Annotated in this window: 41 protein-coding genes; 9 read left to right on the forward strand and 32 right to left on the reverse strand. The window is 73.7% G+C overall.

All coding sequences use genetic code 11. The annotated features are described in order from the left end of the window. Window positions 1-30: 30 nt before the first annotated feature. From OG207_RS31765 to OG207_RS31780, 4 genes are all read left to right on the forward strand, one after another. A complete protein-coding gene (locus OG207_RS31765; protein WP_329103190.1) occupies window positions 31-504 on the forward strand; it encodes a hypothetical protein in 474 nt (157 codons plus the stop codon). Then, window positions 501-1748 carry a hypothetical protein gene (locus tag OG207_RS31770; RefSeq protein ID WP_329103192.1) on the forward strand — a complete coding sequence of 416 codons (1248 nt, stop codon included), beginning with the start codon at window positions 501-503 and terminating at the stop codon, window positions 1746-1748. Before OG207_RS31765 ends, OG207_RS31770 begins: the two co-directional genes overlap by 4 nt. Window positions 1749-2005: 257 nt before the next feature. After that, window positions 2006-2167 (forward strand): hypothetical protein, encoded by a 162-nt coding sequence (locus OG207_RS31775; RefSeq protein WP_329103194.1) that lies wholly within the window; start codon window positions 2006-2008, stop codon window positions 2165-2167. A gap of 184 nt (window positions 2168-2351) precedes the next feature. Next, window positions 2352-2630 (forward strand): hypothetical protein, encoded by a 279-nt coding sequence (locus OG207_RS31780; RefSeq protein WP_329103195.1) that lies wholly within the window; start codon window positions 2352-2354, stop codon window positions 2628-2630. Window positions 2631-2695: 65 nt separating this feature from the next. Here OG207_RS31780 and OG207_RS31785 read toward each other — a convergent pair whose 3' ends face one another. The 3 genes from OG207_RS31785 to OG207_RS31795 are packed head-to-tail and all read right to left on the reverse strand — an operon-like array spanning window position 2696 to window position 4653. After that, window positions 2696-3187 (reverse strand): hypothetical protein, encoded by a 492-nt coding sequence (locus OG207_RS31785; protein WP_329103197.1) that lies wholly within the window; start codon window positions 3185-3187, stop codon window positions 2696-2698. Window positions 3188-3190: 3 nt separating this feature from the next. Then, on the reverse strand, window positions 3191-4429 hold the full coding sequence (locus tag OG207_RS31790) for an integrase (RefSeq protein ID WP_329103199.1): 1239 nt from the start codon (window positions 4427-4429) through the stop codon (window positions 3191-3193). Beyond that, on the reverse strand, window positions 4426-4653 hold the full coding sequence (locus OG207_RS31795; protein ID WP_329103201.1) for a hypothetical protein: 228 nt from the start codon (window positions 4651-4653) through the stop codon (window positions 4426-4428). The genes OG207_RS31790 and OG207_RS31795 overlap by 4 nt, the downstream gene beginning before the upstream one ends. A gap of 261 nt (window positions 4654-4914) precedes the next feature. Here OG207_RS31795 and OG207_RS31800 point away from each other — a divergent pair, with 261 nt between their 5' ends. Further along, window positions 4915-6510: a hypothetical protein gene (locus OG207_RS31800; RefSeq protein ID WP_329103203.1), complete on the forward strand. Its 1596-nt coding sequence runs from the start codon at window positions 4915-4917 to the stop codon at window positions 6508-6510. Between the two features lie 253 nt (window positions 6511-6763). On the opposite strand, the gene OG207_RS31805 is transcribed toward OG207_RS31800, so the two are convergent. From OG207_RS31805 to OG207_RS31840, 8 genes are all read right to left on the reverse strand, one after another. Further along, window positions 6764-7300 (reverse strand): hypothetical protein, encoded by a 537-nt coding sequence (locus OG207_RS31805; RefSeq protein ID WP_329103204.1) that lies wholly within the window; start codon window positions 7298-7300, stop codon window positions 6764-6766. Window positions 7301-7392: 92 nt separating this feature from the next. After that, window positions 7393-7755, reverse strand: a complete 363-nt coding sequence (locus OG207_RS31810) for a hypothetical protein (protein ID WP_329103206.1) — start codon at window positions 7753-7755, stop codon at window positions 7393-7395. Continuing rightward, window positions 7755-7934: a hypothetical protein gene (locus OG207_RS31815; RefSeq protein WP_329103209.1), complete on the reverse strand. Its 180-nt coding sequence runs from the start codon at window positions 7932-7934 to the stop codon at window positions 7755-7757. Before OG207_RS31815 ends, OG207_RS31810 begins: the two co-directional genes overlap by 1 nt. Beyond that, window positions 7931-8161, reverse strand: coding sequence for a hypothetical protein (locus tag OG207_RS31820; protein ID WP_329103211.1), 231 nt, complete (start codon window positions 8159-8161; stop codon window positions 7931-7933). Before OG207_RS31820 ends, OG207_RS31815 begins: the two co-directional genes overlap by 4 nt. Beyond that, window positions 8158-8553, reverse strand: coding sequence for a helix-turn-helix domain-containing protein (locus tag OG207_RS31825; RefSeq protein ID WP_329103213.1), 396 nt, complete (start codon window positions 8551-8553; stop codon window positions 8158-8160). Before OG207_RS31825 ends, OG207_RS31820 begins: the two co-directional genes overlap by 4 nt. A gap of 52 nt (window positions 8554-8605) precedes the next feature. Next, window positions 8606-8926 (reverse strand): hypothetical protein, encoded by a 321-nt coding sequence (locus OG207_RS31830; protein WP_329103215.1) that lies wholly within the window; start codon window positions 8924-8926, stop codon window positions 8606-8608. Window positions 8927-8964: 38 nt separating this feature from the next. Then, entirely contained in the window at window positions 8965-9480 is a 516-nt protein-coding gene (locus tag OG207_RS31835; RefSeq protein ID WP_329103217.1) for a hypothetical protein, read from the reverse strand. Between the two features lie 241 nt (window positions 9481-9721). Further along, window positions 9722-10042 carry a hypothetical protein gene (locus tag OG207_RS31840; protein ID WP_329103219.1) on the reverse strand — a complete coding sequence of 107 codons (321 nt, stop codon included), beginning with the start codon at window positions 10040-10042 and terminating at the stop codon, window positions 9722-9724. 147 nt (window positions 10043-10189) lie between these two features. Here OG207_RS31840 and OG207_RS31845 point away from each other — a divergent pair, with 147 nt between their 5' ends. Further along, a complete protein-coding gene (locus tag OG207_RS31845; RefSeq protein WP_329103221.1) occupies window positions 10190-10831 on the forward strand; it encodes a hypothetical protein in 642 nt (213 codons plus the stop codon). Between the two features lie 33 nt (window positions 10832-10864). On the opposite strand, the gene OG207_RS31850 is transcribed toward OG207_RS31845, so the two are convergent. Next, a complete protein-coding gene (locus OG207_RS31850; RefSeq protein WP_329103222.1) occupies window positions 10865-11317 on the reverse strand; it encodes an FDXHR family putative zinc-binding protein in 453 nt (150 codons plus the stop codon). Window positions 11318-11742: 425 nt separating this feature from the next. Between OG207_RS31850 and OG207_RS31855 the strand changes: the two genes are divergently transcribed. The 3 genes from OG207_RS31855 (at window position 11743) to OG207_RS31865 (ending at window position 13447) form a co-directional block, all read left to right on the forward strand. Next, window positions 11743-12162 (forward strand): helix-turn-helix domain-containing protein, encoded by a 420-nt coding sequence (locus OG207_RS31855; protein ID WP_329103224.1) that lies wholly within the window; start codon window positions 11743-11745, stop codon window positions 12160-12162. Between the two features lie 161 nt (window positions 12163-12323). Continuing rightward, on the forward strand, window positions 12324-13304 hold the full coding sequence (locus OG207_RS31860) for a phage antirepressor KilAC domain-containing protein (RefSeq protein ID WP_329103227.1): 981 nt from the start codon (window positions 12324-12326) through the stop codon (window positions 13302-13304). Further along, the gene (locus OG207_RS31865) at window positions 13301-13447 is read left to right on the forward strand and encodes a hypothetical protein (protein ID WP_329103229.1); all 147 of its coding nucleotides are present in this window, start codon (window positions 13301-13303) and stop codon (window positions 13445-13447) included. The genes OG207_RS31860 and OG207_RS31865 overlap by 4 nt, the downstream gene beginning before the upstream one ends. Window positions 13448-13531: 84 nt before the next feature. Here the strand turns inward: OG207_RS31865 and OG207_RS31870 are convergent, their stop codons facing one another. From OG207_RS31870 to OG207_RS31965, 20 genes are all read right to left on the reverse strand, one after another. Further along, window positions 13532-13984 carry a hypothetical protein gene (locus OG207_RS31870; RefSeq protein WP_329103231.1) on the reverse strand — a complete coding sequence of 151 codons (453 nt, stop codon included), beginning with the start codon at window positions 13982-13984 and terminating at the stop codon, window positions 13532-13534. A 90-nt stretch (window positions 13985-14074) separates the two neighbouring features. Beyond that, window positions 14075-14491 (reverse strand): NUDIX hydrolase, encoded by a 417-nt coding sequence (locus OG207_RS31875; RefSeq protein WP_329108043.1) that lies wholly within the window; start codon window positions 14489-14491, stop codon window positions 14075-14077. 225 nt (window positions 14492-14716) lie between these two features. Further along, a complete protein-coding gene (locus OG207_RS31880) occupies window positions 14717-15079 on the reverse strand; it encodes a hypothetical protein (protein ID WP_329103233.1) in 363 nt (120 codons plus the stop codon). 88 nt (window positions 15080-15167) lie between these two features. Beyond that, window positions 15168-15443 (reverse strand): hypothetical protein, encoded by a 276-nt coding sequence (locus OG207_RS31885; protein WP_329103235.1) that lies wholly within the window; start codon window positions 15441-15443, stop codon window positions 15168-15170. 58 nt (window positions 15444-15501) lie between these two features. Beyond that, complete coding sequence (locus tag OG207_RS31890; protein ID WP_329103236.1) at window positions 15502-15909, reverse strand: DUF6197 family protein; 408 nt, start codon at window positions 15907-15909, stop codon at window positions 15502-15504. A gap of 15 nt (window positions 15910-15924) precedes the next feature. After that, a complete protein-coding gene (locus tag OG207_RS31895) occupies window positions 15925-18135 on the reverse strand; it encodes a hypothetical protein (protein ID WP_329103238.1) in 2211 nt (736 codons plus the stop codon). A gap of 6 nt (window positions 18136-18141) precedes the next feature. Further along, window positions 18142-18513 carry a hypothetical protein gene (locus OG207_RS31900; protein ID WP_329103240.1) on the reverse strand — a complete coding sequence of 124 codons (372 nt, stop codon included), beginning with the start codon at window positions 18511-18513 and terminating at the stop codon, window positions 18142-18144. An 11-nt stretch (window positions 18514-18524) separates the two neighbouring features. Continuing rightward, on the reverse strand, window positions 18525-20228 hold the full coding sequence (locus OG207_RS31905; RefSeq protein WP_329103242.1) for a hypothetical protein: 1704 nt from the start codon (window positions 20226-20228) through the stop codon (window positions 18525-18527). 119 nt (window positions 20229-20347) lie between these two features. Then, window positions 20348-20896 (reverse strand): hypothetical protein, encoded by a 549-nt coding sequence (locus OG207_RS31910; RefSeq protein ID WP_329103244.1) that lies wholly within the window; start codon window positions 20894-20896, stop codon window positions 20348-20350. Between the two features lie 159 nt (window positions 20897-21055). Continuing rightward, window positions 21056-22279: a hypothetical protein gene (locus OG207_RS31915; RefSeq protein ID WP_329103245.1), complete on the reverse strand. Its 1224-nt coding sequence runs from the start codon at window positions 22277-22279 to the stop codon at window positions 21056-21058. A 73-nt stretch (window positions 22280-22352) separates the two neighbouring features. Continuing rightward, window positions 22353-22982, reverse strand: a complete 630-nt coding sequence (locus tag OG207_RS31920) for a hypothetical protein (RefSeq protein WP_329103247.1) — start codon at window positions 22980-22982, stop codon at window positions 22353-22355. Window positions 22983-23096: 114 nt separating this feature from the next. After that, a complete protein-coding gene (locus OG207_RS31925; RefSeq protein WP_329103249.1) occupies window positions 23097-23342 on the reverse strand; it encodes a hypothetical protein in 246 nt (81 codons plus the stop codon). Window positions 23343-23358: 16 nt separating this feature from the next. Continuing rightward, entirely contained in the window at window positions 23359-23655 is a 297-nt protein-coding gene (locus tag OG207_RS31930) for a hypothetical protein (RefSeq protein ID WP_329103251.1), read from the reverse strand. Continuing rightward, window positions 23652-24020 carry a hypothetical protein gene (locus tag OG207_RS31935; protein ID WP_329103253.1) on the reverse strand — a complete coding sequence of 123 codons (369 nt, stop codon included), beginning with the start codon at window positions 24018-24020 and terminating at the stop codon, window positions 23652-23654. Before OG207_RS31935 ends, OG207_RS31930 begins: the two co-directional genes overlap by 4 nt. Further along, complete coding sequence (locus tag OG207_RS31940) at window positions 24017-24145, reverse strand: hypothetical protein (RefSeq protein ID WP_329103256.1); 129 nt, start codon at window positions 24143-24145, stop codon at window positions 24017-24019. Before OG207_RS31940 ends, OG207_RS31935 begins: the two co-directional genes overlap by 4 nt. 110 nt (window positions 24146-24255) lie before the next feature. Then, window positions 24256-24552 carry a hypothetical protein gene (locus OG207_RS31945; protein WP_329103258.1) on the reverse strand — a complete coding sequence of 99 codons (297 nt, stop codon included), beginning with the start codon at window positions 24550-24552 and terminating at the stop codon, window positions 24256-24258. After that, window positions 24525-24704 carry a hypothetical protein gene (locus OG207_RS31950; protein WP_329103260.1) on the reverse strand — a complete coding sequence of 60 codons (180 nt, stop codon included), beginning with the start codon at window positions 24702-24704 and terminating at the stop codon, window positions 24525-24527. The genes OG207_RS31945 and OG207_RS31950 overlap by 28 nt, the downstream gene beginning before the upstream one ends. 137 nt (window positions 24705-24841) lie before the next feature. After that, a complete protein-coding gene (locus OG207_RS31955; RefSeq protein WP_329103262.1) occupies window positions 24842-26218 on the reverse strand; it encodes a hypothetical protein in 1377 nt (458 codons plus the stop codon). Window positions 26219-26270: 52 nt separating this feature from the next. Then, window positions 26271-26474 carry a hypothetical protein gene (locus tag OG207_RS31960; RefSeq protein ID WP_329103264.1) on the reverse strand — a complete coding sequence of 68 codons (204 nt, stop codon included), beginning with the start codon at window positions 26472-26474 and terminating at the stop codon, window positions 26271-26273. Then, a complete protein-coding gene (locus OG207_RS31965; RefSeq protein WP_329103265.1) occupies window positions 26471-26977 on the reverse strand; it encodes a hypothetical protein in 507 nt (168 codons plus the stop codon). Before OG207_RS31965 ends, OG207_RS31960 begins: the two co-directional genes overlap by 4 nt. Between the last annotated feature and the right edge of the window lie 16 nt (window positions 26978-26993).

The following is a 26993-nucleotide window of genomic DNA, read 5'->3' on the forward strand; positions in this document are numbered from 1 at the left end:
GCACGCGGCCGCACCACGAAGGAGCAGCACATGACCGTTGACCAGTACTCCCGGTGGAAGAAGCTGGCGATCCGCCGCCCCGAGGACGTCCCTCCCGCCACGCCCCTGTCGTGGAAGGTGGAGAGGCGAGACCAGCACGCCGGCGGGAAGACCGCCGATGACGCCCTGGCCGTCCTCGCCCTCCAGGAGTCCATCCGCCGTACGGCACTGTCCGGCCGCGGGGTCTGGCTCCGGGACCTGATGGAACGCGGCGGCTGCTGGGACGAGGCCGCGGCCGCGCTCGGCGTCGAGGTGGACGAGGCACGGGAACTGCTGCGCGTCTGGGCGCGGGGCCAGCACGACCTCTACCGCTCCGACATCCAGGACGGCCGGCCCCGCCCGCTCGGCCTGGACTCCGAGCAGCACGCCGCGGTGCGGGGCCTGTGCGCACTCCTCGACAGCGAGCGGGTCAAGACCGACGAGGCCGCCCTCGCCGGACAGCAGGAAACCGGGGCGCAGCGATGACGACAGCTCTGACGGCCGCGCCGTGGACGGCACCGGAGCCGCGGGAACTACCGGAGTGGCGGGCCCGGATGCGGGACCACGTCACCAGCAAGAACGGCATGCGGACCCTGTCCCACGCGGTCAACGCCGGGCAGACAGCGGTATTCCCCACCGTGGCCGGGATGAACGCCTCACCCGGCGCGGTGGCGTCCGTGATCCTCTCCCGGTCCGAGGAACGTCGGCTGCGCGAGGCGCACCTGTACTACGCCACGGCCGACATGACCTCGCTCGCCCTGGCTGCGGCCTCCACCCCGATCGCGGAGCCGGTGCGCGAGGCCCGGTTGCCGTCCCCGTACGGGCTGCTGGTGTTCGCCGAGCCGATCGGCGGCTACGCCCAGGACATCGGCCAGGTATTCGCAGGCACCCCCATGGGCCGGGAGGGTGTCCACGCCACGGTGACGACGCCGATCGTCGCCGTCAGCTGGGGGCCGTGGGCGCCGGACGACGTCAACGTGGCCGGCGGCCCGCCCGTCCGCTGGTTCAACCAGCGTCAGCACGGCCGCCTCCTCCCCATCCCCGAGGAATTCCGAGGGGTGTGGATCACGTTCTATGCAGCCCCGGGCCTGGCCTTCGGCGGCCTTGCACCGGACACCATCGTCGGGGCGTTCCAGGACGGCTCCGCGATGACCGCCGGAGACATCCAGGCGCACCCGCACAGCGCCCCGCTGAACTGGGACAACGAAACGGCCCTCGCGTTCGGGGTACCGCTCGGCGAGGCAGAGCCGGACACCACGGCGGAGTGGACGCACGTCGTCTACACCGCGTGGCAGCTGATGAGCCAGACCGGCCGGACACAGCTCGTCGAGGTCGAGGAGGTCCCCCGGGACCGGGCCGGCCGCAAGCGCGACACCCGAGCCGGGATCACCGGCCCCGGCGCCGTACGGATCGTCAACGTCCACACCGCGCACCGCCCCGCCCGGGAGGCCGCCGAGCAGGACGCCGACGGCTCCACCGGCCGCCGCGCCCCGCAATGGTCCTGCCGATGGCCGGTACGCCCCTACCGCCGCAACACCTGCCTGAACCCGCGCGGCCACGGCGACGGCGGGTGCCAGCACGAGGAGCGGATCGTGCCCGGCCACATCAAGGGCCCGGCCGATCAGCCGCTACGGGTCGGCGAGACCGTGAACCTGTGGGATCACCAGCCGGACGGGCGGGCGGCGCCGGCGGGTACGGTGCGAGCAGGCCGCGACGGCGGGCCCGCGTAAGGGCCCGTGGCTGACCGGAGGCCCCCTCACTGCACGGTGTGAGGGGGCCTCCGGCGCGTCCGTGGCGGCCACCAGCAGGACGACCGCACGCCGCCGCGTTCGACCTCGGGACTTCCTTCGTCCAGCCGGCCAGCGCCAAGGGCCGGCACGGGCCACTGCTGCTTGTCGGCCTCAGCACGGTGATCCTGACCGATACCAGCCCCCACCGGTCCCGGCACCGGGCACTCTGACCCCCGGAGCGACTCGGGGAGGATCACGTGCACTTCGCCTTCGTGTGCTGGTGCTGCGGCGCCGACTGCACCGTGTGGGGCAAGCCGAAAGGCTTCTGGGTGGAGCTGTTCGAGGTCCCGAACGAATGGGACTGCTGGAACTGCGGGGCAACCAACGAGACCCCTGATCCGCCCTGGACCCCGGCATGACCGCGCCCCCGCTCCCACCTGGGAACGGGGGCGCCGGCCTTCCGGCCGCGGTCAGCGGAAGACGTGGGTAGGCTGCTGGGCAGTCCAGGGCACGGCTTGGCGCGGAATGGCGCTGCGCGGAGACAGGCGTCTCCACAACTGGATCGCGTGGCGCCCGGTTCTCCATGCCAAGAAAGGGCGCCCCATGGCATCTCAGCTGTCTGTCCAGGAAGTCGAAACGTTCCGCACGCTCCAGCGCAGCCGGGTGAAGTGGCTCAGCTCGCGGGAGGTCCACGCCCTCACGCCCAACACCGCAGACCGAACGGTCCGGGCAGTCCTCACCAAGCTCACACAGCGCGGAGTCCTCGACTACGTGGAGGTGTACCCGGGACGCCGCTACCGGCTGGCGGAGTCAGCTGAGCACGACCACGCCGACTATTTCGCCCTCATCGCCCAGGCCGCGGCGGCGCTCTCTACGGACTGACCCCGACGACGGCTGCGCCCCCGCTCCCACCACGGGAACGGGGGCGCAGCCGTGTACAGGCCCGGTCAGGACGAACGGCCCGGTGCCGGGGCGGCCGTGGACGGTGTGGCGAGGAGGTCCCGCACGGCCTGGTGGTCCTCGTGCCCGACGAGCGCGGCGGACAACTGCTGTGCCACCGGGTCGGAGTGCGGGTGCTCGCCGCGCTCGGCGGCCTGCTGACGGCGGAGGCGGACGACGTCCCATGCCCGGTCATTCGACGCGTTCACGGCGGCCGTGGCGTCCCGGGCGGTGGTGAGGGCGGCGAGGACGTCCGCCAGGTCGTGCCCGGCGACATGCTCGCGCACCAGGGCCTCCAGCACGGCCGGGGCCGACGGGGAGTCGTGCCGGTCGTCGTGGTGCCAGTCGCAGCCGTCCAGCGGGCAGGCGAGGCACGTCCACCACTGCCGGTGGCCGAAGGCGTAGTGCGGGGCCCGGCCGCGGTCGGCCTTCCACCGGCCCGCGTGTGCGGCGGCCGCGGTGAACGGGGCGAGGGAAAGGCCGGCGATCGTCTCGGTCACGGGTCAGCTCTCCTCGGCGGCGGCGCGGGCCGCAGTGAACGGGTTGTCGGTCCGGCCCCGGGCCGGCGCCAGATAGTGCTTCTCCACGGTCCGGGAACCCGGCTTCCAACGGCCCTGTGCGGTCGGGTCCTGGCCGAGCCGGGCGAGGTACTGCGCGGGGCCGCGGCGGAGGCCATGCGCGGTCAGCTTGGCCAGGACGGCGCGGGCCGGGTCGTCGTCCGGCAGCGGCGCAGCGGCGGCCTCGGCACGGGCCTTGACGATGTCGCCGATGGTCGCCGGGGTGAGGAAGTCGCCGCGCTTGCGGGTCGGGATGGCGCCGGTCCTGGTGACGGCGCGGAACACCGGGCCGGAGGTGTGGCCCTGGCGGCGCAGCTCGGCGAGCCAGGCGGACATGCGGCGCACCGGGCAGACGGCCGGGTTGTCAGGGTCCGCCGGCACGAACGTGTCCTCGCCCTCGGCCTCCTGGTCGGTCTTGGAGTACGCGACGTGGACCGTGACGCCGTCCTCCTCGACGGTGAGCCGCTCGATCGTGAGGTGCGCCAGCTCGGAGCGGCGGGAGAGCATCCCCCACCCGAGGGTGAGCAGCGCGGCGTCCCGCAGGGCGACGACCTGCCCGCCCGGGGTCGGCGCGGCACAGGTGGCCACGAGGGAGCCGAGGAGCGACGGGGTGACCGGCGGGGCCTTCCTCGGTGCGCGATTGGCCCGGCTTCGGGCGTGCTTCCGGACCATCTTCCCGGCCTCCTTGGTGCCCGGCTTCTGGTCGTCCGGGTGCTGGGAGCGGATCGCGGACATGTGGACGCGGATGGTGGCGGGCGAGGCGTCGGCCCGCACGAGGTGCCCGACGTACTCGGTGAACGTCGCCGTGGTGCACGGCAGCGGCACCCGGCCCTCGGCGGCGCACCACTCCCCGAACTTCTTCCATGCGGAGGTGTACGTGCGGGAGGTGTTCGCCGGGGGCGCGTCGTCGAGGAGCTCGGCCGTCTCCTGGGAGATCCGGAAATCCGCCTCGCTGTACGTCGGGGCGTCCGCCGTGGTCGGCACGGCCTGGCCGGGGCGGAGCATCGTGTGACGGTTCACCAGCGGCCGGGCGGCCGGGGCCGGGTCGGCGACGGCGGGCAGGAGGTCCACGTCGATGAACGGGCGCGGGTGCTTGCCCGGGTCGGCCGGCACCGGGAACAGTCCCTCACCGTCCTCGACCACCTCGGCGTCGACCACCTCCGTGTCGGCCGGTTCGGCCGTCACTGGTCGGCCTGCTCGGGAAGGTGGCGCGCGCCCTGGACGCGTAGGACCCGGGTCGCATCGGCCGGGCTGACGTTCGGGTTGTCGAGGAGTGCCCCCAGTGCGGACCAGCCGAGGATGGCACGGGCGCGGACGTCGTATGGCTCCTCGCCGGGCGGAACGTCGAGGACGTCGCGGAGGACGGACAGCAACTCGCGGACCTCGGGGGAAAGGCGGGCGTTCGGCATGGTTGACCTTCCGTCATCTCGACTCGGTATAAGGGAAATTATAGCGAGTTGACCGACGCTGGGGGCCGTTACGCGCACATAGGCGCCGCCAATCGCCCCTCCCTGTCCCCACCTGTCCCGACTCTGGGCAGTCCCCGCACCGCCGTCCTGACGAGCACGCCGCCCGACACGGACTGAAATTCGAGTGCAGGGGCTCAGCTGCGCGCGGTCTGCCGATACGGGACGCTGCGGGCGAGATGGGACCTGAGGGGAGCGAGCGTCATGTTCCGTGCTGAACACGCCGAGTGGGGACGACTCCACTCGTACCTGCCTGATCTGGGGTGCGGGCGGCGGTGGGAGGACGTCTACAAGGTGAAGCCGTCGCGGCTCGCGTGTGGTGAGTGTGCCTGGCCGATGCATGCTCGGCTGTCGCGGCGGCGGGTGCCGCACTTTGCGCACCAGCCGGGGGCGCCGGAGTGCGAGGCCGGCGGGGAGTCACCCGATCACCTCTACCTGAAGTGGTGCCTGCTCGTGGCGGCGCAGGAGGCCGGCGCGGTCGCCGCGGACGAGGTGCCGGGGCCGGGCGGGGCGTGGAAGGCCGACGTCCTCGCGAGTGATCCGGGCGGGCGGTGGCGGATGGCGTTGGAGGCGCAGTTGGCGGTGAAGACGGCGGAGGAGATCCGGGGGCGGTCGGAACGGATGCTCGTCGACGGGGTGCCGTCCATCTGGTTCTGCTACCGGCGGGCGCCGTGGCTGGGTGTGGTGCCGTCCGTGCGGCTGGGTGACGCCCACGGTGTGCCCGTGGTGCTGGAGGGCCTGGCCCGGTTCGCGGGCGGTGTGTGGGTCAAGGGTGACCCGATGACCCTGGTCAAGTTCCTGCGCCTGGTCTTCGACCGGCAGATGGTTCCGTACAGCCCGGAGCGGCGGGCCGGGGGCCTCGTCCTCGACACGCTGTGGGTGGACGGCCGGTGTCTGCGGGCGGAGGCCGACTACCGGAAGTCGCAGGAGAAGGCGCGGGCGAGGCAGGAGGCGGAGCGGTCACGGGAAGAGGAGACGCGGGCACGGGAGGACGCGGAGCAGCGCCAGGCGGAGGAGGAGGCCCGGGCCGCCGACGCCCGCCGGGTGAAGGAGGACGCGGTGCTGGACGCCCGGCTGGACGAGGAGGAGGAGGTGGCCGGCCCGTCGTGGCGGCTGACCGGGGCGGAGGAACGGCGCCTTCGGCTCCAGCAGGTCACCCGGCGCATGGTGCGCCGGATCCTCGCCGTGGTGGAGCGCAAGCACCGGGCCGCCGGCCTGCCGCTGCCTTACCTCCCGCCGGCGGGGCAGGAGACGGTGGACCTGGCGAGGGATGCCCTGCTGCGGAAAGGGTTTCTGGCGGAGCACATCGGGCGGAGCGTCGCCGATGACCGGTACGCGGGTGGTCTCCCGCTGATGGGGGCGGGCTCCCATCCCGTCGCGGTCATCGACCCCGCCCCCGCCCGGGCCGGGTCCCGAGTCTTGGCCGCGACGGTGCTGGTGTTCACCGGGTGGGAGCTGCGGGACCGGTTCCTGGCGGAAGCCCCGCCCGCCCCGTGGGACGTCACCGACGAATACGTGACCCTCACCCTCGACGGTGTCCCGCCGGCGGCCGCGGCCGTGGTCGTCCCGGCGGCGACCCCGTTGCGGGTGTCCATCCCGCAGCAGCCGACCGGCACCGCCCGGACCGCCGGCCGTTGCGTCTGCGAGGCGCCGCGCCCGGTCGTCGAGTTCCCCGGCGGGCCCGAGGAGGTCGAGCCGTGCGAGGAGGTCACTCCGGCGTCGGCGTTCCTGACAGCCCGGTGCGCGGACTGCGGCGGCCGCTATGACGGGCCGTGGCGCAGGGTCCCGGCCCGGGTGTAGCAGGTGGTCCTGGCCCCGTGCCGTCACACCTGCCGGCGCGTAGCTGCGCCCCCCGCTCCCCGCCAGGGAACGGGGGCGCCGCAGTCTGTCAATGCAGGTCGTACAGGGTCCGCCCCACGCGGGCGAGGGCCAGCCCGGCCGCTTTCAAGCGTGACAATGTCACGCTTGGTCCGCCCCACTCGGGCGAGGGCCAGCCGCTCGAATCAAGTCTGATGTCATCAGGCTTGAAATCCGCCCCACGCGGGCGGGCCGGTCAGCCTGCGGCGGTGGTGATCTCGTCCACCAGGGTGTCGACGTCCTCGCCGGCGGCCAGGGCGGCGAGCAGGCGGCCGAGGAGGGCGTCCTCTTCGTACAGGACCGTCATCGCCCGGCCGGTGGGGATCCTCGGCCCCGGGAAGACGTGCGTTCCGAGGCCGTTCAGGATCTCCTCGTGCGTGCTGACGGTCCGGCCGTCGTGTGGGGCCTGCTCCCGGGCCCACATCTGCGCGCGCAGCGTCGGCATCATCGCCTCGCGGACACTCTCGGCGGATACCGCCATGACGCCCCCGGCGGTGAGCACCTGGACGACGAGCTGATGCGCCGGGTCCTCGTGGTTGAACGAGCGGGACGGCAGGGAGCGGCCGCACCGCTGTTGCAGGACGGAGCAGGCGGCCGTGATGAACGGGGCGTGCTGCTCGCCGGTCCTGACGGTGCGCCGGGCGGTGGACAGGAGATCGGCGAGGAGTTCGGGGGTTGTCATCTCCCGGCATGCCTGCTGCACCGGATTGGCGGGGGCGGTCGTGGTCGGCATCGTGGGTTCCTCTCGGTAGGGGTGGGTCAGCTGTCTGCGGTGAGGGTGTGCGGGGCGCACGGGTGGTGAGCGCCCGGACGGGGGCCGGCCTTTCACTGCCCGGCCCGCGCCTCCGCCTCGCGGCCCTGCTCGATGAGCCTCGTCAAGTCCTCGGCGGTGACGGTCCCGCCCTTCGGCTCGGGCGCGGCCGCGGTGAGGCCGAGTAGGTCGGCCTGGCGGTCGATGAGCCGCAGTGCCAGCCCGGCCGCCGTCACGTCGCCGCCCATGGCTTTGGGCCACACGCGGGCGAGGAGGGTCTCAAGGCGGGCGTTCAGCAGGATGCGCTGCTCGGCGTCGGTCGCGTCGGGGGTGTCCATCAGCGCGCCGAGCGTCGCCAGCTCGGGCAGCGGCGGGAGGTCGGTGCAGCCCGGGGCGCCGGCCTCCAGCCGGGACAGCCGGGCGGGGATACGAGACATCAGCGGATCCTCTCGGGGGGTCGGATGATCGGGAGCAGTTCGGCGAGGAGCCGTTCGTACGCGGGCGGGTCGTCGCGCTCCACCTCGGCCAGGAGTGCCAGCACCTCGGCGCCCAGGGCGACGACCTCGGCGCGGCGGCGCTCCAGCCGCAGCAGCCGGGCATGCAGGCCGGCGCTCACAGCAGGGCGCGCCCGTCGACCCCGGGCACGTCGTACCGGATGACCCGGCCGCCGGTGATGGTGGTCAGCTCCAGCCGCTCCGCGTCCAGCCACGCATAGGACCGGTACAGGGCCGTCGCGGGGGTGAGGGGCGGCCCGTAGCGGGCGGCCTCCTCCTCGGCGTCGTACGGGATGCGGGAGGGGGCGGTGACGCGCTCCAGGCGCTGCACGCGGCGGGTCAGGCTCACGACGTCCCGCCCTCGTCCCGGCACGACGTCGCCGCCTCCAGCAACGCCACGCGCTCCTCCAGCTCGACGTGCTCGGCGAGGCGGGGCAGCAGCGTCAGGACACCGATGGCTGCCCGGACTCGGACCGTGGACGACTCGGCGCTGTTGGTCATGATCCCGCCGAGGACACCCACCGCGTTGCGGCTGATCGTCTCCAGCACCCGCAGGGTCTCCCCCAGCGATGTACGCCGCAGCTCCCTGACGCGTTCCGCGTATTCGGGGTTCTCCAGCCACCGGCGGACCGTACGGCCGGTCACCTGGACCTCACGGGCGACGTGCTCGGCATTCAGGCCCCGGGCGAGGAGGACCGCCGCGCGCTCCTTTCTGCTCGCCGTCAGGTCATTCGCGGGCATGTGCGGGCACCTCCAGCGGCAGGGCGGGCGGGGGCGTGATGGGTCGGCACGGTTACAGTCCCGGGCCGGCCTGGGCGACTCCGGCGGCCTCCAGCACCCGGACGTGCTCCATCGCCCTCGCCCGTACGTCGGCGGGCATGCGGGCGAACATTGCGGCGAGGGTGTCGTCCCGCCCGGTGGAGTACGGGCCGGCCTCGTCCGCCAGGCCCTTCCACGCGGCGCTGATCCGGAGCGTCTCCCGGCGCTCGGCGTCGAGGACGTCGAGGACGGTCTGAATCGTCGCGGCGTCCGCGGCGAGCAGCTGCTCTTCCACGTCCGTCGGGTGGGCGGCGGCGAGGATCGCGTCCACCAGGGCAGGGCTCGGGCTGGTCATCGTGGGGACTCCTGTCGGGGGCGGGTCGGGTGTGCGGGTCAGGGCGAGGTGATGCGCCGGCCGTACCGGAGGGCAGCACGTGCGGCGGCGGCGTGCGAGGCGGGGTCGGCGGCGGGCGGCCCGGCTGCGGATGTCGCGCACCGTATGCAGACCGGACGGGGCCAGCGGGCGGAGGCGTGGACGACCGACCCGGCCGCACCGCACCGGGCGCAGCGCGACGCGGAGGTGTCCGTGCTCCTGGTGCTCCTGGTGCTCCTGGCCGTCGTCGTCGTGAACGCGGCCGCGCGGGTACGGGTGGGGAGTCGGCGGATGCGTGCGGCCAACACCGCCTCATAGGAGCGGACGTCGTCAGGCCAGGCGGTGAGGAAGTCGCGCAGGGCGGGGCCGAGGGTCCAGCCGCGGGCGTGGGCGGTGTCCCTGAGGGCTGGGGCGAGGGCCCACGCGGTACCGGGCCACGGCGCCCACGGCTCGGGCAGCTCGCGCAGGAACGTTGCAGCAGCGGTGAGGCTGGCACCGGGGGTGACGTCGTCGGATTTGGGCCGGCTGGTCGGCATGGCGGGACCTCCGCACGAATGCTGAGAGGTGCTCCGGCCCATAACCAGCGAGCGGCGGGGGAGACCTACCCGCGCCCTCACGGTACCGCTGACGGACGATCAGCGGACAGCAGCGGACGCGGAGGGACACGGCCGGGCGGCCTTGACCCCGGCCGCGGCCACAGCCTGGGCGAGCCGTTCCCCACCCCCTGACGCGCGCTGCGCACCGGCCGGTGTGACGGCCGTCACACCGGAGCCCGGGTCAGCGGGGTCGCGGCTTCACTGGCCGCATCACCGCAGGCGTGGGCCGAGGAGTGCCGGCGCGCCGCTCCTTGGCCTCGGCGGCGGCCTCGTCGAAGGCGTCCCCGTCGGCGGCCGCGCGACCAGGGCGGCGGTCGAGGCCCTGCCCGGGCCGGGTGTGCGTCACGGACGCCCAGTCCGCCGAGATGAGCCGGAAATACTCGTCCGTGCTCATCCACTTGCGGCCGTTCCTGTCGGGCACCGGGTCCTCCTCGGGGGCGCGCTGCTGGCGGTGGTACGCACAACGTTCCCGGGCGAGGCCGGGTGCTACTCGGCTACCCATTGACCGGTGTTACGGGCGTCGTGAGCCGCGCGGCCTGCGCGGTCCGCGCGCTCGCACCCTTCCCGGCCCTGCCCCGTTGTCCCCGGCCGGAGGGCGGCTTCCGACGCCGCCGGCACGACCACGCTCCGGGACCGAGAAGAGGACGCCATGGGACGCACGAAGGTCCGCCCGCTGGGCCACTGCATCCGCTGTACCCGTGCCTGCTGGAAGGGCGCGGCCGACGCCTTGCGCTGGAACATCGAGTTCGCGCAGGGGCGCCCGGTCGGGTACCTGTGCCCCGAGTGCCAGACGCCCGAGGAGAACGCGGAGGCGGAGGTGAATGCGGCGACGGTCGACTACGTCACCATGGCGCCGGCCGCCGACGGCCGGCAGATGGCTGCCCCCGTCGGTGGCTGGCACACCGTGACCGCCCTGGAACACCCCCTCGTGCTCGTGGACAGGGGCGTTCACCTCGCCCTTGCCGTCGAGGCGGCGGAACTCCGTGTCGCCGTCGGCCCGCACAGCGATGCTCGCCTGTACGAGCTGTTCGCGGAGCCGTGCGCGACGGTCGTCCGTACGGCGCTGGAGCGGGAACAGGCACGGCCGGGGCGCCGCTCGATCACCTACAGCCCCATGCCTGGCCTCGGGCCGGACATCGTCCTGTTCGTCGAGGACCACGCCCTATGCGAGGACGGCGAGGACCGCGGCGAGCTCCTGTTCTGCTTCTCGACCTCGCCCGGCCCGCATCTCCTGGCGGCCTTCCATCCATGGGTGGAGGAAGCCCTCCGCTCGGTGCTCCGGGCGGCGTGAAGGCCGGTCACCGTGCCCGGGGGCGAGGTGGTGCTACTCGGCGTCGCGGTCCCAGTGCGGGGCGGCCGCGCCGGGCAGGGACCACAGGGTGCCGTACGGGCGGGCGGTCGGGATGAGGCCGGCCTCGGCGGGATCGATGCACCGGCGGTCGATGCCGAACCGGCCGCGGCGGTGGCGGCCGGCGGCGGTGTCGGAGCTGCACGTGATGTGACAGGCCGGGCAGTGCGCGCGTGAGCTGCCGGTCCACCAGGCGCCGCAGGAGCAGTACGCGGAGGCGCCCGGGCGGGCAGGGTCGGCCCCGAAAGTTACCGTTGCAACTTTCGGACCCGCGGAGGCGCCCGGGCGGGCAGGGTCGCTCTCCCGAAACCTACCGATGTAGGTCTCGGACGCGGTGGCGTCGGGGCGGGCGGGGCCGGCCTCCCGAAACCTGCCGTTGCAGGTTTCGGACTCGGTGGCTTCGGGGGCGGTGTCGGGGGTGCCGGGCACGGGTGCCTCCTGCGTGGCGCTGTGCGGCCCTGTGTGGGCGCGCACGGTCTCGGCGGTGTCAGGGACCCGGCGGGCGGTGAACGGGCCCTGACGGGGCGTGCATGACCGTACTCGGGCAGTCACGGCCGGAGGGGTCGGCGGGAGGCGAGGAAGGTCGGCGCGGCCGTTAGCCGGTTCGAGGTCCGGTTCTGGCAGCCGCGGCCGCCGGTGCCCTCGTACGGGCCTGAGGGTGGACGGGGCGGCCGGGAGGGCCCGGGCGGGGTGTTTGTCGCCGTGCCGGGCACCGGGGGGCCGTGCCGGTGTGGGGAGGGGGCGGCGCGCGCAGGACCCTGCCGTGCGGGCGGCGACCGTCCCCGCTGGTCTACGCTGCTCGCCGCCGCTGGTGTTAGGCCGGGCCCCCACGTGACAACGTCCCGGAGCCCGCCATGCCCGCACCCCGCATGCTGACCACCGCCGAGGCCGCCCAGGCGCTCGGGGTGTCGACCCGTACCGTCTGCCGATACGTGACGGCGGGAAAGCTGCCGGCTCACCGGAACGCGAATGGCGACCTGCGCTTCGACTCCGGGGAAGTCCTCGCCGCGAAGCGGACCGGGCTCGGGCGCTCGGAGGCCGTGACCGTGGCGTGCGGCCCTGACGCGGCCGAGGAGGCCCCGGAGGCCGCCGTGTCCGTGACGGGCGGTCAGGCCCTGCCGGAATGGCTCCTCGTGCACGAGGCGGCCGCCCTCCTGCGGATGAGCGAGCGAGTCGTGCGGGAACAGGCCGCCCGCGAGGAGATCCCGGCACGCCGGTACGGAGGCCGATGGCGCATCCACCGGTCCGCCGTGCAAGCACCGGAGGCCCGGTAGGCCGTACGGTCGGCCCGTCGGATTGCCGGTAGCGCGAAGATCACCAAGGGTGTGCGCCGCCGGTGAGGTAGAACGTAGTGCGGCCCGCCCCGAGCGAGGGACGGGCCGTGAATCGCCGCTGGTGGTAGGCCGGGCGACCCTGCTGACGCGGAGGAGTTCGCGTGGCACACATCATGCCTGAATCCCCCCGGCCGGGAGTCCCGGCCGTCACCAACCCGTTCGACGCGATCCGTCAAGTACGCCCCGACGGCTCCGAAGTCTGGTCCGCTCGGGCGCTGATGCTGCTCATGGGTTACGACAGGTGGCACAACTTCCAGACCGCCATCGAGCGGGCGATCCGAGCGGCCGAGAACACCGGCACCTTCACTCCGGAGGCTTTTTACCGGCTGCGGGAAGAAGGGACCGGCGGCGCGCCCCGGACCGACTACCTGCTGAATCGTTACGGCGCATACCTGGTGGCCCTCAACGGGGACCCCGTCAAGAAACCGCTCGTGGCCGCCGCGCAGGCGTATTTCGTGGTGCGGACCCGGCAGGCCGAGGTGCAGGAGGCCGAGGCGGCGGTGCCAGTGTGGGCTCCGCCTCCGGTTCGGGTGCCACGGGCCACGGACCCCGTGAACCCGCTGGATCTGCCGCTGTCGTACCGGGAGGCCCTGGAAGCCCTGTTGGGCAGCGTGCGGGCCTGCCACGAGGCGGAGGAGCAGGTGCAGGAACTCGCGCCGGCCGCGCGGTCGTGGGAACTCCTCGCCTCGCCGGACCGCGCCGGGGACTTCACCGTGGCGGAGGCCGCACAGACGCTGTGCCGGGCAGGGATCCGGACCGGGCAGAACCGGCTGATGGACGACATGAAGCGCTGGGGGTGGGTGACGCCCTCGGGCCGGCCGTATCAGCGGACGGTGGATCGCGGCTGGATGGTGCTGCGGACGGAGCAGTACGAGCACGGGGAGACCGGCGAGGCGCGGGTGCGGACGCAGGCCCGGGTACGGCCGGCCGGGCTGAACGCGGCTCACGACCGCCTCGTGCACGAGCGGCAGGTGCCTCTGCCCAGGTTCCCGGGGCGGGCCGGTCCGCAGCCTCTGGCGGGGAACCCCGACCGCGGGGACGGGCCCGGCGACTGGTTCGACGTCGGGGTGGAGGGGCTGTGATCGCTGCGCCGTACCGGGTCAAGGGCGGGGCGCCGCTGCTGGGCGCGCGGGTGCCGGGTGAGGCCGGGCCGTTCGGCCGGCACCCCGACGTCGAGGACGTCGACGACCAGGAGCAGGGCGACGACGGCACGGCCGGGGACTGACCGGCCCCGGAACGCAAAAAGGCCCGGCCGCCCCTGCTCACCGGAGTGAGAGGGGCGGCCGGGCCTGGTCGTGCACTGCGGTGGTCAGGAAACCTGCTCGGCCTCGTGGACGAACGCGGCCGCGGTCTCGGGCGTCCATCCCGAATCGGTGAGGTGGAGGGACAGGACGACGGACCGGACGACGTACTCGTGGGGCGGCCTGCTGCGGAGCGCGCGGACGTCGTCGAGGACCAGGGCCAGGACCCGCACGGCGGTCGCTCGGTCTTCCCCGCACAGCCACTTCAGGGCGTCGATCAGCGGGAACGGCAGGGTGGCGTGCCGCAGACGCGGGCCGAGCATCCGGTGATAGTCGGCGATGGCCTCGGGGAGGGCGAGGCGCAGCACCTCGGCGAGGTGGTCGGTAGCGGTGCGGGTCTGGCTCATGGCGGGTTCCTCTGGTGGCGCGGGTCGGGCAGTACGGGCGGTCAGCGGCGCGGCGGGGGCCGGGACGGCGTAGGGCAGGGCGGGTTCGGTGTGCGGGGCGCGGCGGGGGTTCATGATGGTGGTGCTCCTCCACGGGGCGGGTCAGCGTTGGGGGTCGGCGGCGGTGCGCCGGCCCCCAACGTGCTGCCGGGGGTGGAAGGCCGGTCAGGCCCGGCGGGCGTCGTCGACGATCGCGCCGTGGTCGAAGGCCAGGACGCCGGGCGCGGCGAGCGGCACCCAGCGCACGGCGGTGGCGTCGTCCCCGGCACAGGCTTCGGTGCCCTCGGGCACGGTCACCCGGTACGCGGCGCTGACGTACCGGCCGCGCGAGTCACGGCCGGGCTCGTCGTAGACCCCGACGAGGACCAGGGCCGCCGGGTCCACGCGTACCCCGGTCTCCTCCTCCAGCTCCCTCGCCGCGGCGGCGCGGGACGTCTCGCCCGGGTCCACGTGCCCGCCGGGGAGCGCCAGGAGGCCCTTGTGCGGGTCCCATCCCCGCTCGATCAGGAGGACGTCACCGCCCCGGACGCATACGACGTCGGCGGCGTAGCGGATCGTTTCGAAGGTCTCGGCGTCGGTCATGGCGGGGTCCGTTGTCGTGCGGCGCAGACGGTCCAGGGCGGCTTCGTCCTCGGCGGTGAACTCGTCGCCGCGGTTGGCCATGTGGTCGGCGGCGAGGTCGAGGGCGAAGGCGAGGAACTGCCCTTCGGCGGCGGTGAAGCGGCTCGTGTCGGTCATGACGGGGTCCTTTCGGTTGTGGTGCGCGGGGAGGGCCGCCGCGGGGTGCGGCGGCCCGGGTGGCGGGTGTCAGGCCCAGGCGCCGGCGTCGAAGCACTCGCGGACGTATGCCCGGGCGCCGTCGTCGTCGCCCGGGTTCGGGACGGTCAGTCCCGCCGGGATGAGCCAGGGGTTCGCGCGGTCGAGGTCGGCGAGCGTGTGCGCGGCCTCGTCGGCCTGGCCGGCGGTGTGGGGGTCGGGGTGGGCGAGGTGCCTGCGGTCCGCCTGCACGGCCCACCGGAGGCGGAACGCGCGCTGTTCCTCCTCATCGGCGGGCGTCCCGGCCAGGGTCCGCGTGAGCAGCCCGGACGAGATGGTGAGGAGTTCGGCGGCCTCGGCGAGGAGGTCGGGTGCGTGCCGGTATAGGCGCGTGGGGTCGAGGTTCGTCGTCATGGCGGGCTCCTTGTGGTCGGTGCATGGCAAAGGGCGGGCCCGTGGTGCCGGGCCCGCCCTCTGGGTGGGAGTGGTGCTGTGCTGCGGGTCAGTCGCCTGATCGGCCACGGCGGCCGCGGGTCTTCCACAGGTTCTCGACGGCGCCGAGCTGGAACACCCAGCTGCCGCTTTCCGGGTTCTGCCACTCGTGCTCTACGTAGACGTAGTAGCTGCGGCGCAGGACGCCGATGGCCTGGAGGCAGCCCGAGCGGTCGCCGGTGATTTCGATCTGCACGATGGAGCTGTGGGTGCAGGCCGTGGTGCGCGGGTGGTCGCCCAACTCGCCGCAGTTGCACGGCGCCTGAATGTCGGTCGCGTCGTCCATGGCCTCATGAAAGCGTAGATCGCGCGTGCGCGCCCAGCAGCCGGGCGGGCCTGGTCGGTCAGTGCGCGGCGCGGAGCAGGAGGTCCAGTACGGGGCCAGCCCACGTCTGCCGGTTGTTGAAGCGGGGCAGGTCGTGCGGGTCGACGGTGCCCAGGGCGGCCATGAGCTGCGCCTCCGCGGCCCGGACCTCACACTCCCAGACGGCCGGGTCGTAGGGGAGGGCCGCGGCCTGGACGGATCCGAGGAGGCACAGGCCGTTGCGGTCGCAGAGCGTGCCGCGGGTCCACCCGTACCGGATGACCAGTTCGCGGGCAGTGCGCAGCGTGCGGCGGACGGTCGGCTCCGGGTAGCCGGTAGGGCCGGCGGCGAACACCCCCTCGACCTCCGCGGCCAGGGCCTGCACCGCCCGGGGGTCCGGCCGGAGGGGCGCCGCGCGGTGTACGGCGCCTTCCAGGTTTCCGATCATGACTGCTGCTCCCCCTTACGAGTTCTTGCGGTAGACGCCGTTCCTGACGCGCTCGATAGAACCCGCCTTCACCAGCGTCGTCAGCGTGTTGGACAGCGTGTTCTCGTTCAGGCCGGTGAAGGCGCGGAGGTCGTCCTTGGTGACCTCCAGGCCGACCGCTTCGTCCAGGCAGGCCAGGACGGCGACGTCCGCGCCGGGGTCGGCCTGGGCCTTGGTGAACCCGCCGCCGGCCGGGGGCGAGTACCCGCCGCTCCAGCCGCCGCCGCTGCTGCTGGGGGAGTTGTCGGCGTCCCCGGTGGCGGGCACCTCGGCGATGTCGTGCCGGTCGTCCCAGCCGGGCCAGTCCGCCGGCCAGATGATGGCGTCGTGGCGGATGTAGGGGGCGGCCGACTCCAGGATCCAGCTGCGCATCATCTGGACGGGCTCGCCGGGCGAGCCGACGTAGCCGAGGCCGTACGTCCTCTTGGGGTCGTTCAGCGGGATGTGGTCCGACCACACGAGGGGTTCGTCCTCGGCGGACCAGGCGGCCGGGATGGCGCCGGGGTCGATGCCCTCGAAGCCCTCCACGGTCACGAGGTTGGACTGTGCGCTGTCGGTGCGCAGCATGACCATGGCGCCGCCCTGGATGACGTTCGTGCGGATCGCGGTGTCTCCGCCGAGCTTGGCGGCGTTGACGGCCTGGTTGACGATGAGCAGCGTCATGCCCAGGTTGCGGCCCAGTGAGGCGAGCTTGTCCAGGATGAACACCGCCTCCTTCCCGGTCTCGGTGGCCACGTCGGTGATCATGTGGGTCTCGTCGATGATCGTCATGACCCACGGGCAGTCGTTGGTCGCCTTGAAGTTCTTGCGGCCCAGGCGCGCCGACTCCGCGATCCGGTGCTGGAGGATGGCGTAGGCCAGGCGCAGCGTCTTGATCGCGTCATCGCCGGTCGCCGAGTAGGCGGCCATCTTCTCGATGTCGGGGTTGCTGGAGCCCTTGGGGTCGCCGTAGATGATCGCCATCCCCGCGAGGTGCGCGGCGAGCGCGACGATCTGGACGACGCCGCCCTTGCCGGAGCCGGTGACCCCGGCAATGAACACGTGCTGCGCGCCCAACCTGGGGTCGAACAGCTGGAGGCGGGCGACCCGGCCGGAGATGCCGCGGCCGATGGCGATGTATCCGCCCGCGGACGGTTCCAGTGCCTGCGGGCCGGGGAACGGCACCCCGTCCTCCAACGGGTTCCGGTCCATGATGCGGATCTTGCCCCGGCGGGGGTCGGAGGCGTGGGGCTGGTAGTCGACGAGGGTCATGCTGCTGCGGAGGGCGCCGACCAGCTGCTTGCGGTCAGGGACGGGGAGGGAGGGCGTGTCATCGTCGGCGACGACCCACGCGACCCACCCGCCGGTCGCGGGGTCGACCTGGGCGTCCTTGAGGTGGGTACCCGGCATCACCTTCGGCCGGACCAGCCGGGCCCACATCCCTTCCATGGTGGTCGGGTCGAGTTCCGCCGGCGGGGTCCGGCGGACGGTCACGTACTGCTCACCGGGGTGGGCGCCGGGGGCGAAGGTGACGCACGCGGCAGGGACCCGGTAGGCAGAGCCGACCGCCTCGGCGCTCACGTTCACGGCCTTGCCCTGGGGGGCCTCGATGATGCCCTCCCACAGTTCCCCGGCATCGGTCACGCCCACGAGGTGCTGCCCGGGGTGCGCACCGCCCTCGCCCGAGATGTGGTCGGCCCAAATCCGGTACAGGCCACCCGGGCCGGGCAGGTTGACCAGGCCAGCGCCCGGCTCGGGGGCGGGGACGCGGACCTTACGGGCGGCGAGGGCGGGGCGCAGCTTGTAGGTGAGGCCGCCCCACACCGACCACCAGGCGACGGAGACGATGCCGGACACGGTGGCCGGGTCGAGGAACCCGACCATGAGCGCGTCGACGTACGCGGGGCCGAGGAACGCCCCGGGCACGACGGCCATGGACGTCAGGAGGCTGGACCCGAGCAGGGTCGCCCGCTGGGCCGTCAGGACGTCGGGGATGCCGGTGGCGTTGACGACGCCGGCGGGGAGGCGGCCCACGTAGTGCGCTGCGAACGCCGCCGACCCGCACACCGTGGCGGCGGCGGTGAAGGCGGCGAGGCCGGGTTCCAGGAGCGGGGCGAGGGCTCCGAGGGCGGGCGGTGCGATCACCGAGACCAGCGCGGGGACCTGGTCGGCGATGTCGGGGCGGCGGGTCACGGTGATCTCAGACATGAGTGGTTACTCCTCGGTGTAGAAGACGGCGCGGGCCATGCGGACGGGCATGGCGTTGACCTGCTCATCGATGCCTTCGTGGGACTGCTGGGCCTGGGCGTCGGCGGCGCGGGCCGCGCCGAGCACGTTGTCCGAGGCGGACGCGGTGGCGATGGCGGCCGTGGACAGGCCGCGCATGATCCGCGCCACGTCCTTGGCCTCACCCGTCGTGAGGGTGTCGACCTCCAGGGCGGCGAGGCTGTCGGCGACCCGGGCGACGTCCTGCGCGTTCCGGTCGGCGCGCTGGCCGATCTGCCGGATCGTCTCGCCGTCGCTGGCCACCGAGCGGGCCAGCTGCTGCACCCGGGCGCGCAGCTCGCGGTACGTGGTCTCTGCCATGAGGGGGTCTCCTAGCGTGCGTAGAAGGCGCGTTCGGCGGGGCTGGTCTCCGGGCTGTCCACGACAGCCCGGTACACGCCGCCGTGCCGTGCCTCGGCGTTGTGGCTGAGGGTGCGCAGCGCCTCGATCCCGCGCTGCGCGCTGCCGTGCATGAGGTCGGCCTCGCGTGCCTGCTGCACGGTGGCCTCGTGGAGCCGCTGGAGCGCGCCGATCAGGAGCTTGCCGCCCTTGGTCTTCGGGTCCTGGCACCGCTCGATCAGTTCCTGGATCTCGTTGACGCGGTCCGCGGAAACCTCCTTGGCCTCCTTGCACTCGTCGGCGATCTGGTGGCTCTCGGCCTGCTTGCCGGCCAGGTAGCGGGTGAAGCCGCGGAGGCTGCGGACCTCGCCGCGGGTGAGGGTGGCGCCGTTGGAGAGCTGCACCGTGTCGCCGGACACCCTCGCCCCCAGCGCGGCCGGTGGCGTCGGCCCGGGTGCGGGCGGTGCCGCCGGCGCGGGCGGGACGGGCGGAGCAGGCGGTGCGGTGGGCTTGGCGGGCACGGGCGGGACTCCTCGGGTGCGGTCGCGGGTGGCGTCCATCAGCTGCTTGTCGCGGGCGGCCTTGTCGCGGATGGCCTGCTGGCCGTCCTCGTAGCCGTCCCGCCACGCGGCCTTGTCCGCCTCGTCGGCGGCCTGCTGGGCCCCCGCCTTGAACCCGTCCTCGCGGGCGGGCTGCGCGGTGTACGGCCCCTTCCTCGGCTTGGCCTTGGACTCCTTGCCGGCCGGGGCGGGAGCGGCCGGGCCGGCCGCCGGGGCTCCGGGCTTCGTGGCGGCCGGATCCGGCTTCGCCGACGACGTCTTGTCCTCGGCCTTGCCGTCGGCCTTGTCCCCAGCGCCGGCCGTCTTGTCCCCAGCCTTGGACGTCTTGTCCCCAGCCTTGGCCGGGGCGGGCACAGTGGCCGCCCCCGGGGCAGCGGGCTTGCCCTCCGGCTGCTGCCTCGCGTCGTCCGTCTTGCGGCTGGTCTTGTCGTCCCGGGCCGTGCGGTCCTGTGTGTCCGAGGAGGTCTTGCCTGCCTGCTGGCGGACGTCGTGGTCCTTGCGGTCCGTGGCCGTCTTGGCGTCGCGGCTGCTCTTGTCCGCCGCGCTCCTGGTGTCGGCCGTCTTCGAGTCGCGGGTGTCAGCGGTCTTCGCGTCCCGGGTGTTCTTGTCGGCCTTGGCGGTGGTCGCCGAGGTCTTCGCGTCCCGGGTATCGGCCGTCTTCGCGTCGCGGGTGTCAGCGGTCTTCGCGGACTTGTCGCTCTTGCTGGCGTTCGTGGTGGTCGCCGTGCGCGCCGATTTGGTGTCGGAGGTGGCGCCCTTCTTCTCCGTGATGCCGTGATTGATTTTGCGATCGGTGGACGACCCGCGGATTTCGCTGATCGTGTGCTGAACCGAAACCTTCTGCTGCGGGCGGTTCGCGATAAAGGCGGCGAGTCCCTTCCACATGCCGGGGTTGCCGTTGTTCTTCCCGGCCTTTCCGGCTTTTCCGTCCGCGCTGTCGTTCTCCTCCTGCGAGGTATAGGCGGCGGAGCCTCCGGAGGCGTCCCGGGTGGGGCGGGCGAGCGCAACCGGAGCGAGGATCCCGCCTCCGGCCGGGGGTGTCGGCGCGGGGGTGGAGGGCGGGGTGGGTGTCGGTGCCGCGGCCGGCCCGGTGGGCGGCTGGGTGGGCGGGGGAGGCGGGGCGGGTGGCGTCGTCAACGACTTCTCCTCACTGTATGTAACTTCCTGACTTCCTAACTTCCCGCCGAAAAGGCCTGCTCGTCGCCCCGTGGGGGTCGCGAGCAGGCCTTTTCGGTAGGGGGAAGTAAGTAAGTAAGTTACTCGGCGTTACCGGCCTTGTTGTTCTTGCGGACCATGAAGACGACCCCCGTGACGGCGAGACCGGCGACGATGAGCCCGCCGCTGACGCCGATCCCGCCGCCCTGGCTGCCGTCCGAAGCGGAGGCCGCGTTGACCGCGCCCAGGGAGCCGGAGAACGCGACGCCGGCGGGCGGCGGGAATGCCTCCGCGCAGACATCGGAATTCATCCCGGCCTTTTCGATGCAGGCCTGGAAACCGGCCATGCGCCGCTCCTCCGCTTTCGCGTCCGGGACGGTGGCCTTGGCCCTCTCCACCTCCAGCTGCTGGGCCTGGAGGGCGATTTCCTGGGCCCGTACCTCGGCCTCGCCGGAAGAGGCGCTGAACGCGGCGACACCGACGGCGCTACTACCGACGATGACCAGCCCGGCCATGGCGATCACGGCTTTGGCCTGGCCGCTCATGGGGACTTTGGCGGGCGGCCCGTAGGGGGTGGGGGCGGGCTGCTCCCACCCGACGCCCGAGGTCAGGTGGGCGAACCGCTGATCGATGTACTCACGCTCATCCACGGGGGATCTCTCCTCAGGTGCTGTGCTGGAGGGGGTGGTGCTGGTGGTCACGCAGCCGAACCCGGCGGAGAGGCCGGGGCCGGCAGGGCGAGCGCCAGAAAGCGGTACGTTCACCAGGCGGCCCGCCCCCGTGCCCCGGGGGCGGGCCGTGCTGTGTGCTCAGGACCCGGGCTGTGCCTCGGCGCCACCGGTGATGGCCTCGACGCTCAGTTCGTTGACCTCGTGCTGGATCCGCTTGTAGAGGGCGATCAGTCGCTTGTCGGCGCCCTTGTGGCCGTCCGCGCGCATCGCTTCCACGAAGCGGTTCTGCGTGCGGGGCGGGCCGAGGCGGCGGTACAGCTCGAACCCGGCCCGGTACAGCTCGTCGTCGTCGGCGGCGGGCTGCCGGAGCGGCGGACGGGGCCGGTCAGTGTCGGCCGGTTCCTCGTCCGACGGCTCTTGCTCCGGCTCCTGGTCCTGGTCGCCGTCGACGTCCTCGGCTCCATCCGCCACGGGTGCGGCGGGCGGCTCCTGGACGTCGTCGGCGCCGTGGTCGACCTCGTCCGCCATGGTCGCGGCGGGCGGTTCGGCGGGTGCGGCGGACGGGGCGGAGGCTCCATCCGCCACGGTGCGGCCGACGCCGCGTTCGTGCTGGTCGCGACCAAACGCCACACCTACGGCGCTCCCATCCGCCACACCTGCCGTGAGCGCGGGTGTGGCGGCCGGGGCGGGCAGCGCCGCCACGGCTGACCCGGCGTGCCCGAACATGGCGCCGAGCGCGGCGCCGGCGCCCTGCACGATCCGGGCCCGCTGCTCGACGACGAGACCCTCAGCGAGGGCGTTGTCCCCGGCCCCGGCGTGCCGGGCGAGGCGCCACGCCTCACGCAGCGACAGCCACCGACGGATGCGGCTCGGGTGCTGCTCCGAGGCGGCGAAGTGGTAGTTCAGTCGCTGCGCAATGTCGGCGTTGCGCTTCAGTGCGGTCGGGTCGATGCCGGTGACGTGGGTCACCGCGCTACGTGCCAGGAGCGCGCCGCCCTCGGCGGCCACCACCATGGCGAGCTGCGTCACGGCGAACGCGACGGCGGCGGACCGGGTGGGCGCCACGAAGAAGGCCGATGAGGCCGCCGCGACGGGAACGCCGATCATGGCGAACCGGACCAGCCAGTGAACGGGCTGTTCCAACACGGTCAGGCCGACGGCGATCATCGCGGCCATGAGGGTGGCGCCCTCGGAGGCGGCGACGATGCCCCACGCGGCGTCGTTCCCGAACACGGCGGCCATGTTGTGGAAGGTGCCGTACGCGCCGCCGGCACCGACCAGGACGACGGCGACGCCGATCACGCGGAGCGCGGTGATTTGCAGGCTGGACAGTTGCTTTCGCTGCGGAGTCTGAGCATTCATCAAAGGGGCCTCCTTTGAGGACGAGGGGTCCGACCGCGGCGGGCGGTCGGTCGGTTGTAGCGGGTCGGTGGGGTCAGCGGCTGGCGGTGATCGCCGGGCAGCCGAGGCAGATCGCGCCGCGGTCGAAGTCGGCGAGGGGGCGGCGGGTGGAGCAGGCGGCGCAGACCTGGGTGCCGGCCGTGGCTGCCTCCTCCCGGACCGGGGCGGCGGCGTCCTCGTCGTCCTGGCCGTCGTCGTCGTACCCGAGGACCAGGGCGACGAGGTCGAGCGGGCGGGGCAGGCCGCCGTCCTGGCCGGCCTCCGTCCGTTCCTGGCGGGCCCGGCGGATCAAGTCCTGCAGGACCGCGTACGAGACCGCGCCGCGTACGGCGTTGCCGTTGGCGGGGTCTGCGGCGAACGCCCGGAGGCGGGCCACGTCCTGGCGGACCTCGTCGAGTGCGCCCGCCTCCTTGCGGGCGGTGTCCCGCTCGCCGGTCAGCCGCTGCACCCGGACCTCGACGTCGAGGCGCTCCCCGGCGGTGTCCCGCTGGAGGTCGCGCAACTCACGGGCGAGCATCAGGTTCGTCTTGCGGCGGTCCTCGGCGAGGGCGTCCGCCTCGTCCGTGGCCCGGCGGGCGGTGTCCAGGGCGGTGCGGGTCCGGGCGAGTTCGTCGCGGTCGGAGAGTAGGGCGGCGTACGTGCTGCTGGTGATGATGCGGATCACGTGAGGTTCCCCCTCGGTCGGGTCGGTGTGGTGCGGCTGGTGGAGCAGGCCGGCCCCGCCCTCGGGCCGCCGGTCTGGCGGGTGGCGGCGGGGCCGGTGGAGCAGGGGTGCGGGTCAGCGGGTACCGGCTTCCCATCGGTCGAAGCCGCGTTCGCGGACGTGGCGCCAGTCCTGGCGGGTGCCGATGACCTGCTCCGCCCAGTCCATGGCGGCCTCCACGTCGGCGTCGAAGTCGGTCGGGTGGAAGACCTCGTGACAGTCGCGAACGGGCGTGCCGTCCTCCCTGTCGCCCTCCAACTCCCAGCCGAAAACGTCGACGTCGATGGGGCCGGGGTAGAGCTTGAAGCGGGGGAAGATCATGCGGGGTCTCCTGGGGTCAGGTGGTGAACAGGGCGAGTTGTGCGGAGGCGAGGGCGGCCGCGGCGGCCTCCTCGCGGATACGGCGCCCAGCCCTGGCTGCGTCGGCGGCGTGCGGGGCGCAGACGGCCGTCAGGGCGTCCGTCGGGAGGTGGACGGCGTCGACCAGGCGCACCGTCGGGTCCGCCGGGGTCAGGACCGTGGCGAGTTCCCAGCACCCGAGGGCGCTGCACAGGCGGCCGGCCCGCCTCACGACCGCCCGGAACACGGGGTTCGCATGGGCCGGGGCGGTCGAGGCCGGGTGAGGGGTCGTCACCAGGGGTCCGAGGCCGTCGGGTCGGCGGCCCGGTTCCGTTGCTGCGGGATACTCACCGGCTCCCCGTCAGGCCCAGTCAGCGGCCCCGTGAGGGCCGGGGGCGGAGGGACCGGACGGACGGCCGGGGCGACGTCCTGCGCGGCGTCCTGGGCGTCCTGGCGGCGGCCGAGCCATTCACTGGCCCACGTGCCGGTCAGGCCGGCCGCGGTCATCAGCGCGGCCGCCCCGTCGAGGTGCCGCCCGGTGACCAGGCAGCCCACGGCGACGACGGCCGCGACGGCCGGGGACACCGGGGAGGTCAGTACGGAGGTGAGCCCGTCCTCGACTCGGGCGGTGGCGGTGTGGAGCGCGGTACGGGCGCTCACTGCTGCGATCCGCTCGGGGACGGGGTGGCGATCGTCTCGGCGAGGCGCTGCGAGGCGGCGGCGAGTTCCTCGGCGGCGCGGATGAGCGCGGCCTCGATCTCCTGCTGGCTGCTGTTCGCGTCCATGTGTCGGGTTCCCGTTCTCGAGGACGCCCCGCCGCGCGGGCGGGGCTGGTGACTGGGGGCGAGGCAACGCCCCGGCCGCCGCCGGATCGGGCGGGGCCGGGGCGGGGTGGTCAGGGGCGGAGCAGGGCGCGCAGGCGGCGGAGGCCCGCGCCGAACGCGTCGAGGCGGTCAAGGAGGACGTCCAGGCCGGGCCCGTCCAACTCGGCGTCCAGGCCGGCGGACCAGACCGAGACGACCGCCGGGGCTCCCGGGGTGCCGAGGTCGCGGAACCACTCGGCCGTCAGCCCGCCCGCCTCGGCGACCGGCAGCAGCGCCGGGCCGGGGAGGAGCGCGGCCAGGAGGCCGGAGGAGGTGCCGGTGCCGTACACCGTGGCGGCCGTCACCGGCCCGCCCGGACCTGGCGCCACGCCTCGTCCATGTCCAGGTCGGAGGAGGCGGGCACCGTGCGGGCGGCGGCGCGGGCGGCGTCGGCGGCGCGGGCCCTGCGCAACATCTCGTCCATCATCGGGTCGGCGGGGTAGGTGCGGGGCGCTCTGGCGGCGCTGGTACGGTCGCTCACGCTGGTGCGGTCCTCTCGGTCAGGTGATGCTCACTGAGGGGGTCTGTGCTGAGTGCGAGGGACGGCCCGTCCGGGCTCACGGTGTTGGTAGCACCGCCGGACGGGCCGTCCTTGTTGTGAAATAAGGCTCTGGAGGGTCAGCCGGTGATGTGGTCGATGTCCTGGTCGAAGTCGGCCAGGGCGCGGCGGATGTCGTCCATGTCGCCGTGGCGGGCGGCGGTGCGGACCTCCCCCAGGAGTCCGCGGAGAAGGGTCAATTCCGCGTCGCGCTGCGGATCGCGGGTCCGCTTGGGCAGGGCCGGGCGGGCGTTGAGCTCGGCGTACTTCACGAGCATGTCTTCGATCGTCCCGCGGTAGGACTCGGTGGCCTGGCCGAGCGTCCCGTCCGCGTTCACCCATCCGAATACGGCCCGGAACCTGCTGCCCGCCTTGAAGGTCCAGCCGAGGAATTCGCCGGCCGGGGTCTTGCAGGCGCGGAACTCCTGCGCGTTCGGGTGGCTTCGGAGGGCGGTCCGCTTGGCCTGGTCCAGGGGGAGCGTGGCCACGGCCGCACGGGCGGCCGCGCGGTCCGTGGTGCGCCGGTCGTCGGCGACCTGTGCGGGAAGCATGGCCCGTGCCTCGGAGCGCTGGCGCTCCAGGGTCCTGGCGCATGTGGCCGCCGGGGTCACCCATCCGTACTGTGTGGCGTGCAGGCGGTCGACCTGAAACGTGTAGCCGAGCAGCTCCCCGCCGGTGCCACGGTGGATTTCGAACCTCCGGGCGTCCGGGAATGCCTCGATGACGGCGGCGCGGGCCTGAACGGCGTTCATGGCGGGCGCGGGCGCGGGGGCGGCGGGCTGCTCCGTCTCGGCCGGGGCCTCCACGGCCGCCGGGCGGCCGGCGGGCTCGGCAGGGGCGGTCTCGACGCTGCCCGGCGTCCAGGCGAAGACGCAGTTCCGGGACATGGCCTCCACCAGCCACCCGGCGTCGGCGAGGCGGTCCCGGGCGATCTGGAGTTCCACGCGGAAGGGCCGGCCGTCGGCCTCGACGATGTCACAGGCGCGGACCCAGTAGACCGCCACGCGGCCATCGCCGCGCGGCTCGACCATGTACCCGTAGTCAGTGGCCTCCTCATGGCCTTCATCGGTCAGGACGGCCAGGTGCAGGCCCTTAAGGGCGGCGAGGGCGGCGTGCACGTCCGGGTTGTCGGTGTGCTTGGGCAGGCTCCCCCGGGCGGTGCCGTTGTGGGAGACCACGACGCCCTCGACGACGCGGGTGGTGATGGTGGCGGGGCGGTCGGTCTCGGCGGCCGGGGCGGCCGGCGCCTCGACGATCTCGGCGGCCTGGGCGTCGGCGGCCTCGCGGGCCTTGACGCACCGGGTGCAGTCGCGGAGCTTCTCGGCGTCGCGGTCGCTCAGGACGCGGTCGGCCGGGCGGCCGCAGAGGCTGTTGGCGTGGAAGGCGTCGGTGCGGACCTGGTGGCGGGTGCGGCCGGCCCCGACCTGGGCGTAGGCGTAGGTGACGGTGGTCATCATGGGGTCCTCCGTGGTGCGGTGAAGCGGTGGGCGGGGGGGGGGCTTGGGAGGGTCAGGGGGCCGACGGGGCCGGGCAGTGCTGGGGGCACCGGCACGGCGGCCACCGGGATTCGATCTGCGGGACCACGTCGCGGTCGGGGTTGACCGTGACCGGCGGCCCGTACGTGGCGCCGCCGTCCTTGGAAACCCGGATCACCAGCACCGGGCCCTGCTCCCCGTCGTCGTTCCCGCCGAGGGCGGGCCGGGCGGCCGTCACGCCGCCACATCCATGTCGGCGTCGGTGAACATCGGCGCCGTCATCTCGGCGGGGGCCGGGATCTCCACCGGGGCGATGTCCGTCACGCGGAGGCTGGCGGCGACCTCCTTCATCGGCACCGGCCCGAGGCCGAGCCGCTTGTACGTGGCCCGGATCGAGTCGATGTCGGGGCTCTGCCGGGTCGACACGACCCGCTCGACCAGCCACCGCCCGCCGTACAGGCCGGCCGGGAGCCTCCCGATCAGCTTCTTCGCGGCCCTCTTGTTGCGCTCCGCGGCGCGGGCCTGGTCGGCCGACTTCGCGTAGGAGGCGCAGGAGGCGCTGATCTCCTCGTCGGTGGGGACCTCGTCCGGGTTGAAGACGTCGGCCGGGTCCGGGGCGAGGCGGTCGCGGTCGTCGGTGCCGCCGGTGAGGGCGGTCACGGTGCCGGACACGACACCTGCGACGGTGCCGGTGACGGCGGCGGTGGCGATGCGGGCGAGCTGGAGAGCGGTACGGAACATGTGGGCCTCCGTGTTG

It is taken from the genome of Streptomyces sp. NBC_01439, from assembly GCF_036227605.1.
Lineage (GTDB): Bacteria > Actinomycetota > Actinomycetes > Streptomycetales > Streptomycetaceae > Streptomyces.